Here is a 7706-nt window from a genome sequence, read left to right on the forward strand (position 1 = left end):
GCTCGGCGCCCCCTCGGCGCCATCGTCACGCGGGGCCGCGGGCGGCCGCATCTCGTGTCGTGCTGAATTCCCCGTGCCGCCGGACGGCCTTTTCCACATCTTCCGAAATGCGTTTCCGGCGAATTGCAGGAAGCGGTCCCGGCGGGGCAGGTAGCTGCCCGGGAATGGCCTGTCGCCCGTTCCCCGGGGCGCGCATCGTTGGGTCCATGAGAGAAGACACCGTTCTGACGTACTCGTCCTACCTGGCGCTGGAGGAGATCCTCACGGCGCAGCGACCGGTTTCCGAGAGCCATGACGAGACCCTGTTCATCATCGTCCACCAGGTGTACGAGCTGTGGTTCAAACAATTGCTGCACGAATTCGCCGAGCTGCAACTCGAACTCGCCGGCGGATTCACCGCGCACGCCATGCGGACTTTGCACCGGTCCTTGAAGCTGATGCGGCTCGCGGTCTCCCAGATGGACGTCATGGAGACGATGACGCCGTTCCAGTTCGCCGCTTTCCGCGGCAAGCTGGGCACCAGCAGCGGCTTCCAGTCGGCGCAGTTCCGCGAGATCGAGGCGGTGCTGGGCCGGCGCGACGAGCGCATGCTGCTCGGCCAGGCCGAGGGCACCCCGGCCCGCGCCCGGATCGAGGCGGCGATGGCCAGGCCCACGCTGTACGACTCGCTGCTGACGTACCTGTACCTGCGCGGCTACGAGGTGCCGCAGGACCGGTTGCACCGCGACGTGCGGCTGCCGCTGGAGCCGTCGGAATCGGTGCAGGACCTGCTGCTGCGGGTCTACCGGGACGACACCGGCGCGGCCCAGCTCTGCGAGCGCCTGGTGGACCTGGACGAATGCCTCCAGGAGTGGCGGTACCGGCACCTGAAGATGGTCGAGCGCACCATCGGCGCCCGGCCGGGCACCGGCGGCTCCAGCGGCGGGGCGTACCTGCGGGCCTCGCTGACGCCGTCGTTCCCGGACCTGTGGGCGGTCAGGAGCATGGCATGAACGACATCTCGGGACGTCTGGCGCCGCACTACTCGGCCTTCCGCGCGGCGGACCGGCTGCTGCTCACCGGTCACTCCCACCAGGCCTGGCCGGACGTGGCGCTGGCCGGGCAGATCGAGGCGTTCGACGACGCCGCCAGGGACGTGGACGACAAGTGGGCCGCCGCGTTCAAGAAGGCCGACCGGGTCAGGGAGGGGTTCCGGCTCTTCCTCGGCGACCCGTACGCCGAGCTGGCCCTCGGGTCCAGCACGCACGAGCTGGTGCTGCGCTTCCTGTCGGCGCTGGACCTGCGCGGCCGGCCCCGGCTGGTCACCTCCGGCGGCGAGTTCCACACGCTGCGGCGCCAGCTCGCCCGGCTGGCCGAGGAGGGTGTGGAGGTGGTGGTCGTCCCGCCGGAGCCGGTGGGCACGCTGGCCGCGCGGCTGGCGGAGGCGGCCGACGGGCGCACGGCCGCCGTCCTGGTCTCGGCGGTGCTGTTCGAGACGGCCAGGATCGTGCCGGAGCTGGACGCGCTCGCCGCCGCCTGCCGCCTGCGGGGGGCCGAGCTGCTGGTGGACGCCTACCACGCGCTGGGCGTGGTGCCGTTCTCGACGGCGGGCCTGGACTCGGCCTGGGTGGTGGCGGGCGGGTACAAGTACCTGCAGCTCGGGGAGGGCAACTGCGTGCTGCGGCTGCCGGCGCACGCCGACCGGCTGCGGCCGGTGGTGACCGGGTGGTACTCGGAGTTCGCCGAGCTGGCCGAGGACCCGCGGGCGGGCGGCCGGGTCGGCTACCCGGCGGGGGCGGCCCGGTTCGCGGGGGCGACCTACGACCCGGTGAGCCACTACCGGGCGGCCCGGGTGTTCGACTTCTTCGCCGCGCAGGGGCTGACGCCGCAGGTGCTGCGGGCGGTGTCGCTGCGGCAGCGCGGGCTGCTGGCGGCGCGCTTCGACGAGATCGGCGCGCCCGCGCACGTGGTCAGCCGGGACCTGGACGCCGCGCCCGAGGAGTTCGGCGGGTTCCTGGCGCTGCGCTCGCCGTACGCGGGGCGGCTGCGGGCGGGGCTGGCGGCGCGGGGGGTGCAGGCCGACAGCCGGGGCGAGTACCTGCGGCTCGGGCCGGCGCCGTACCTGTCGGACGCGCTGCTGCACGCGGCCATGGACCGGCTCGCCGCGGAGATCCGCTCACTGCCGTCCGGCGCGACGGCCGGAGCGAGACGAGCGGCGTGAACCGGAGGGACGGCCGGGGGCGGCCGGGGCGAGGCGAGCGGCGTGAACCAGAGGGGGCGGCGGACCACAGCCGGGCAGCCGCCCCCGGCCCCGCCCGGCCTTGCACCCGCCGGCGGTCAGGGGCGGAAGAGGGCCGGGTCCATGGGGACGAGCGACGGCGAGACGCGGACCGGGAAGCCGATCTGGTCGAGCACGTCGCGGCGCAGGTCCACGCCGGGCGCGAGCTCCACCAGCTCCAGGCCGCCGGCCGTGACGTCGAAGACGGCCCGCTCGGTGACGACGCGGGCCCACTGCCCGCGCCGCACCCCCTCGCCCAGCCGGTACGTGACGTGACCGGCCCGCGGCACCAGCTTGCGCACCCGCCCTTCGGCCAGGATCCGCAGCCCGCCGTCGGCGCAGCTCACCCGGAGGCCGTCGGTGGTCAGCGTGCCGGCGAAGACCAGCCGCGTGGCGTTGTGCGCGATGTCCACGAACCCGCCGGCGCCGGGGTTGGCCGCGCCGAACCGGCTGACGTTCACGTTGCCCTCGGCGTCGATCTGGGCGAAGGCGAGCGCGGCGAACGGGCAGCCGCCGCCGTCGATGAAGTCGAACTGCGAGGGCCCGTCGAGCAGCGCCCGCGGGGAGTAGTTCGCCGAGAACTGCCAGCCGCTCATCACGATGCCGCCGAAGGAGCCGTGCTCGGTGGTGAACAGGTGCTCGTCCAGGCGGCCGTCGTCCAGCAGGCCGTCCTCGGCCATGGCCAGGACGGCGTCGGAGGAGGCGCCGAACCCGAAGATCGAGGTCTCCCCCGGCCTGACCTCCCTGGCGACCCGGCGGGCGATCACCTTGTCCGGGCCGGACGGCAGCCGCGGCACCCGCGCGACGGCGTCGGGCACGTGCCGGAGGTAGCCGGGGTCGTGCCGTACGCCGGTGGTCATGGGCGCGTCCGGAACCACGACGACCCGGTCGACGAGCGCCCCGGGCACACGCATCTCGCGCGCGGGCGACGAGCCGGCGGGCACGATCCGCGACACCTGCGCGATCACGGTGCCGCCGCACGCCTTCACCGCGAGGGCGATCGCCAGCGCGCTGGAGAACAGCGGCTGGTCCTCGAAGGACAGGTTGCCGTCGGGGTCGGCGGCGCTCGCCCGGACCAGTCCGGCGTGCAGCGGCCAGGACGGGTAGAACAGGTACTCCTCGCCGCCCAGCTCGACCAGCTCCACCAGGTCCTCCTGGGCCAGGCGGGTGAACCTGCCGCCGCCGTGCCGAGGGTCGGCGTACGTGCCGAGGCCGACCCGGGTCAGGTAGCCGGGGCCGCGCCGGGCCACCTCGCGCAGCCAGTGCATGGCGGCGCCCATCGGCCAGCTGTACGCCTCGACGAGGTCGTTCTGGATCAGCTCGGTCAGGGCGGGGCGGGCGCCGGTCACCGGGTGGCGGGGGTTGATGAACGAGGCGGACACGATGCGGCGCATCAGGCCCTTCCTGGCCACGTGGTCCATGCCGCCGATGCCGACGGCGTCCCCGGTGGCGCAGGGGAAGTAGAAGGTCAGCTCGCGCGGGGCGCCGGTGGCGGCGAAGCGCTCGCCGAGCGCGGCCAGCAGGGCGTCGGGGGTGAGCCAGCCGATGACGCCGGTGCTGGCGACGGCCTGGTGGTCCTCGATGAGCGCGACGGCCTCGGCCGCCCCGCACACCTTGCCCGTCCGGCCGCCCGCGACCAGCTCAGGGCCCTGGTCAGGGCCCTGGTGCGGGGTCTGGTGCGGGGTCTGGTCCCGGGCGGTCATGGGCGGGCTCCGAAGCGGGCCAGGCTCTCGCGGGCCGCGGCGGAGGCGCAGTCGGCGCCGAACATCCAGGCCGTGCGCGCGTCGAGCGTCTCGGCGGGCCCGCTCACCGCGTCGGTCAGCGCCCGCTTGGCGGAGGCGACCGCGTGCGGGGGCAGCGCGGCGAGCCCCGCCGCCACCTCCAGCGCGCACGCCAGCGCCTGCCCCGGCGCGGCCAGCTCGTCGGCGCCGCCGATCGCGTGCAGCTCGCGGCCGGTCAGCGGGCGGTCGCCCCAGACCAGCCGCCGCGCGGCGACCGGTCCGACCCGGGCGGCCAGGCTCTGGATGCCCCAGGGCGGCACCCAGCCGAGCCGCACCTCAGGCAGGTGCCAGCGGGCGTCCTCGGCGGTGACCACCACGTCGCAGCCGGTGGCCAGCAGGAAGCCGCCGCCGAGCGCGAAGCCCTCGACGGCGGCCACCACGGGGATGCCGAGATGCTGGACGGCCCTGGCCACGCGCCCGGTGTCGGCCTCGTGCCGCACCATGCCCTCACGCGTCATCCCGGACAGCTCCTTCAGGTCCGAACCCGCGCAGAACCCCGGCGGCGCGCCCGTCAGCACGGCGGCACGCACCCCGGGGTCGTCGTCCAGCTCGGCCAGCGCGGAGCCGAGCGCCGCGACCAGCCCGGACCCGAGCGCGTTGCGCACGCGGGGCCGGTCGAGCCGCAGGACGGCCACCGCCCCGCGGCGCTCGCACGCCAGGCCCCCGTCGGACGGCCGGTCCATCAGAACGGGGTGGGCCAGGGGGCCAGCCAGGCGACGTCCACGACGCCGGGACGCTGGTGCGGCCAGGCGGCCACCTCGCGCCAGCCGTGCGCCGTCATGTGCTCGGCGATGCTGTCGAGGGTCGAGCCGCCGCTGTAGCGGGCCGTCACGCTGCCCTCGATCACGGCGAGCCGCAGCCGGCTCAGGTCGGTCCCGGCGAGCACCTCCAGTTCGGCGCCCTGGGCGTCCACCACCAGCACGTTGCAGCCGTGCTGCACCTCGCTGACGGGGATCACCGGGACGACGTCCTGCCGGACGACGGCCATGGGCAGCAGCGGCGGCAGCATGCTGGACTGCTTGTCGTAGGGGGTGACGTTGAGCGTGGCCTGGCCGCGTTCCCGGCCGGCGCACGCCGCCACGACCTCGCGGGCCGGGTGGCCGTGCTCGGGCTCGGGCAGCCCGGCGGCCAGGTGGTGCAGCCGGAGCTGCTCGCGCAGCGCGGGCAGGTGGTCGCCGTTGGGCTCCATCATGACCAGGCGGCGGAACCCGCACCTGGTGAGCGCCTCCACCTCCTGGCCCCGGTGCGCGCCCACCTGGATCGCCCCTTCGGCCGGCAATCCCAGCTTGTCCAGCAGGTCGGGCAGGTGATCCTCCCATCGGGCGCTCACCCGCTCCGGTGCGACAGTCTGGTTGCGCATCTGGTCGTCTCCTCCCGGTGAACCGCTCAGGGCAGCGTCATCGTGGTCATCGTCGGTCGCGGCCGCGCGCCGCCGCATCTCGTGGATTGCGCGGTACGTCCGCCCGCCGTCCGATCCCCGCCCCGCAGCGTCATCTGAGGAGCAATCCGCGAGGTGCGGGACGGCCGCGCGGCGGACCACGATGGACGCGGCGACCGAAGGGAGGGCCCATGCGGCGAACTCGTGACCGTGACCTGAACGCCTACCTCGACCGGCTGGACGTCGGCGACCCCGGCGAGCCGTCGCTCCCGGCGCTGCGCGCCCTGCACCGCGCGCACGTGGAGCGGGTGCCGTACGAGACCTTGGAGGTGCAGCTCGGCCGGCGGATCACCGTGGACCCGCGCGAGTCGGTCGAGCGGGTGCTGCGCGGGCGCGGCGGCTACTGCGTGCAGCTCAACGGGGCGTTCGCCACGCTGCTGACCGCGCTCGGCTACGACGTCACCTGGCATCGGGCCGGGGTGCAGGCCGCCGTCCGGGCGCCCGCCTCGCCGGCGTCGTTCGCGCCGCACCTCGCGCTCACCGTCGCCCTCGACGGGCAGGACTGGCTGGTGGACATCGGGCTCGGCGACGGGCTGCACGAGCCGCTGCCGCTGCGGGCGGGGACGTACCGGCAGGGGCCGTTCGAGTTCCGGCTGTCCGCCTCGGACGTGGAGCCCGGCGGCTGGCGGTTCGACCACGACCCGCGCGGGTCGATCGCCGGGCTGGACGTCGAGCGGGCCCCCGCCGAGCCCGGGGACTTCGTGGAGTGGCATCCGTACCTGTGCACGTCGCCCGAGTCCCGGCTGGTGCGGGCCGCCGTCGTGCTGCGGCGCGACGCGACGGGCGCCGACTGCCTGGTGGGCTGCATGTTGCGCCGGATCGGCGCGGACGGCAGGACCGAGCGGGAGCTGTCCACCCGGCGGGAGTGGTTCGGGGCCCTGGAGGAGGTGTTCGGGCTGCGCCTCGACGACGTCAACGGCGCCGAACGCGAGGCCCTGTGGACCAAGGTCCGCGACGCCCACCTGTCCTGGCAGTCCCGCCGCCGCACCCCCGCCGCCTGACCCCGCCCGCTGGTCTTCCGATCAGCGGGCGGATCTCGCCACGGCGGCCGGGGTGACCGGGGTGAAGAAGTTGACGAGATTGCCGTCGGGGTCGCGGAACAGCAGCGACCGGTTGCCCCAGGGCATCGTGGTGGGCTCGTTGACGAAGTCGGTGACGAAGCCGGTCAGGTTCTCGTACACGCGGTCCACGTCGTCCACCAGGAACTCGACGATCACGCTGTGGTTGTCGGCCGGACGGGAGGAGCCCGGGGCGAACAGCGGGACGGTGCGGGTGCCCGCGATCGCCAGCGTGGCGGTGCCGGTCCTGATCTCGGCGAAGTCCTCGGTGGACCAGGTCGCCGGGGTCCCGGTGGCCTGCTCGTAGAACCCGGCGAGGCGGGCGACGTCATCGGTGATGATGCGGATCGATACGAAGTTCATGACGTTCCTTCAGTGTTCGTGCAGCTCTTGGCACCCCGCACGGTACGACTGATACTGGACGGATTCGGTCCACTATTCGCCATAGGCTCGTATTCATGTCGCCACCCACCGGTCGTGTGCTCACGCTCCTGGAGTTGTTGCAGTCGGGCGGCGTCCGGACGATGGCCGAACTGGCCGACCGGCTCGGCGTGGACGGCCGTACCGTGCGGCGGTACGTCGGTCAGCTCGTCGACCTCGGGCTGCCGGTCGAGTCGGTGCGCGGCCGTTACGGCGGCTATCGTCTCGCCCGCGGCTACCGCCTGCCGCCGCTCATGCTCGACGACGACGAGGCCCTGGCCGTGCTGCTCGGCCTGATCGCCAACCGGCGCACGGCGGGCGACGCCGGCGACACCGCGAGCGAGACGGCGGCCGCGAAGATCCGCCGGGTGCTGCCAGAACGGCTCGTCCGCAGACTCGACGCGCTCATGGAATCCCTCGCCTTCACCGGCCCGTCCGGCGGGCCCGCCGGCCCGGACGCCGCCGTCCTGCTCACGATCGCCGACGCCGTGCGCCACCGCCGGCCCGTCTCGATCCGGTACGCCGACCGCACCGGCCGGCGCAGTGAGCGCACGCTGCACCCGTACGGGATCGTCAGCCACGCGGGCCGCTGGTACGTCACCGGCGAGGACCCCGGCCTCGGCGAGGACCGGACCTTCCGCCTCGACCGCGTCGCGGACGCCCGCACCCTGCCCGGCTCCGCCACGGCGACCAGCAGCAGCTCGGTGACGGCGATCTGGTGCGCGAGCGGCGCGATCGGCCCGGCGGCCTCG

The 7706-nt window shown here is 74.5% G+C and carries 8 protein-coding genes; 4 read left to right on the forward strand and 4 right to left on the reverse strand.

The window, feature by feature from the left end; translation table 11 throughout:
• Positions 1–206: 206 nt before the first annotated feature.
• Together ACWEJ6_RS44960 and ACWEJ6_RS44965 are read left to right on the forward strand one after the other, a co-directional pair.
• Complete coding sequence (locus tag ACWEJ6_RS44960) at positions 207–992, forward strand: tryptophan 2,3-dioxygenase (protein ID WP_364335157.1); 786 nt, start codon at positions 207–209, stop codon at positions 990–992.
• Positions 989–2200 carry a kynureninase gene (locus ACWEJ6_RS44965; protein ID WP_452431551.1) on the forward strand — a complete coding sequence of 404 codons (1212 nt, stop codon included), beginning with the start codon at positions 989–991 and terminating at the stop codon, positions 2198–2200. Before ACWEJ6_RS44960 ends, ACWEJ6_RS44965 begins: the two co-directional genes overlap by 4 nt.
• Before the next feature lie 116 nt (positions 2201–2316).
• Here ACWEJ6_RS44965 and ACWEJ6_RS44970 read toward each other — a convergent pair whose 3' ends face one another.
• Genes ACWEJ6_RS44970 through ACWEJ6_RS44980 form a run of 3 tightly spaced genes read right to left on the reverse strand, consistent with a single transcriptional unit; the run spans position 2317 to position 5398 of the window.
• Positions 2317–3960, reverse strand: a complete 1644-nt coding sequence (locus tag ACWEJ6_RS44970; RefSeq protein ID WP_452431552.1) for a CoA-transferase — start codon at positions 3958–3960, stop codon at positions 2317–2319.
• Positions 3957–4721: an enoyl-CoA hydratase/isomerase family protein gene (locus ACWEJ6_RS44975; protein ID WP_452431553.1), complete on the reverse strand. Its 765-nt coding sequence runs from the start codon at positions 4719–4721 to the stop codon at positions 3957–3959. The genes ACWEJ6_RS44970 and ACWEJ6_RS44975 overlap by 4 nt, the downstream gene beginning before the upstream one ends.
• Positions 4721–5398 (reverse strand): FkbM family methyltransferase, encoded by a 678-nt coding sequence (locus ACWEJ6_RS44980; RefSeq protein ID WP_358295545.1) that lies wholly within the window; start codon positions 5396–5398, stop codon positions 4721–4723. The genes ACWEJ6_RS44975 and ACWEJ6_RS44980 overlap by 1 nt, the downstream gene beginning before the upstream one ends.
• 209 nt (positions 5399–5607) lie before the next feature.
• Here ACWEJ6_RS44980 and ACWEJ6_RS44985 point away from each other — a divergent pair, with 209 nt between their 5' ends.
• A complete protein-coding gene (locus tag ACWEJ6_RS44985) occupies positions 5608–6477 on the forward strand; it encodes an arylamine N-acetyltransferase family protein (RefSeq protein ID WP_364335167.1) in 870 nt (289 codons plus the stop codon).
• Between the two features lie 21 nt (positions 6478–6498).
• Here ACWEJ6_RS44985 and ACWEJ6_RS44990 read toward each other — a convergent pair whose 3' ends face one another.
• Positions 6499–6897: a VOC family protein gene (locus ACWEJ6_RS44990; protein WP_452431554.1), complete on the reverse strand. Its 399-nt coding sequence runs from the start codon at positions 6895–6897 to the stop codon at positions 6499–6501.
• A gap of 95 nt (positions 6898–6992) precedes the next feature.
• Between ACWEJ6_RS44990 and ACWEJ6_RS44995 the strand changes: the two genes are divergently transcribed.
• Positions 6993–7706: helix-turn-helix transcriptional regulator (locus ACWEJ6_RS44995; protein WP_452431555.1), on the forward strand; the 714-nt coding region annotated here is incomplete at its 3' end.

It is taken from the genome of Nonomuraea sp. NPDC004702, assembly GCF_053601695.1.

Bases quoted from the DNA above. Each gene is read 5' to 3' on its own strand.
- ACWEJ6_RS44960 (WP_364335157.1), top strand. From the start codon at position 207: ATGAGAGAAGACACCGTTCTGACGTACTCGTCCTACCTGGCGCTGGAG.
- ACWEJ6_RS44965 (WP_452431551.1), top strand. From the start codon at position 989: ATGAACGACATCTCGGGACGTCTGGCGCCGCACTACTCGGCCTTCCGC.
- ACWEJ6_RS44970 (WP_452431552.1), bottom strand. From the start codon at position 3,960: ATGACCGCCCGGGACCAGACCCCGCACCAGACCCCGCACCAGGGCCCT.
- ACWEJ6_RS44975 (WP_452431553.1), bottom strand. From the start codon at position 4,721: ATGGACCGGCCGTCCGACGGGGGCCTGGCGTGCGAGCGCCGCGGGGCG.
- ACWEJ6_RS44980 (WP_358295545.1), bottom strand. From the start codon at position 5,398: ATGCGCAACCAGACTGTCGCACCGGAGCGGGTGAGCGCCCGATGGGAG.
- ACWEJ6_RS44985 (WP_364335167.1), top strand. From the start codon at position 5,608: ATGCGGCGAACTCGTGACCGTGACCTGAACGCCTACCTCGACCGGCTG.
- ACWEJ6_RS44990 (WP_452431554.1), bottom strand. From the start codon at position 6,897: ATGAACTTCGTATCGATCCGCATCATCACCGATGACGTCGCCCGCCTC.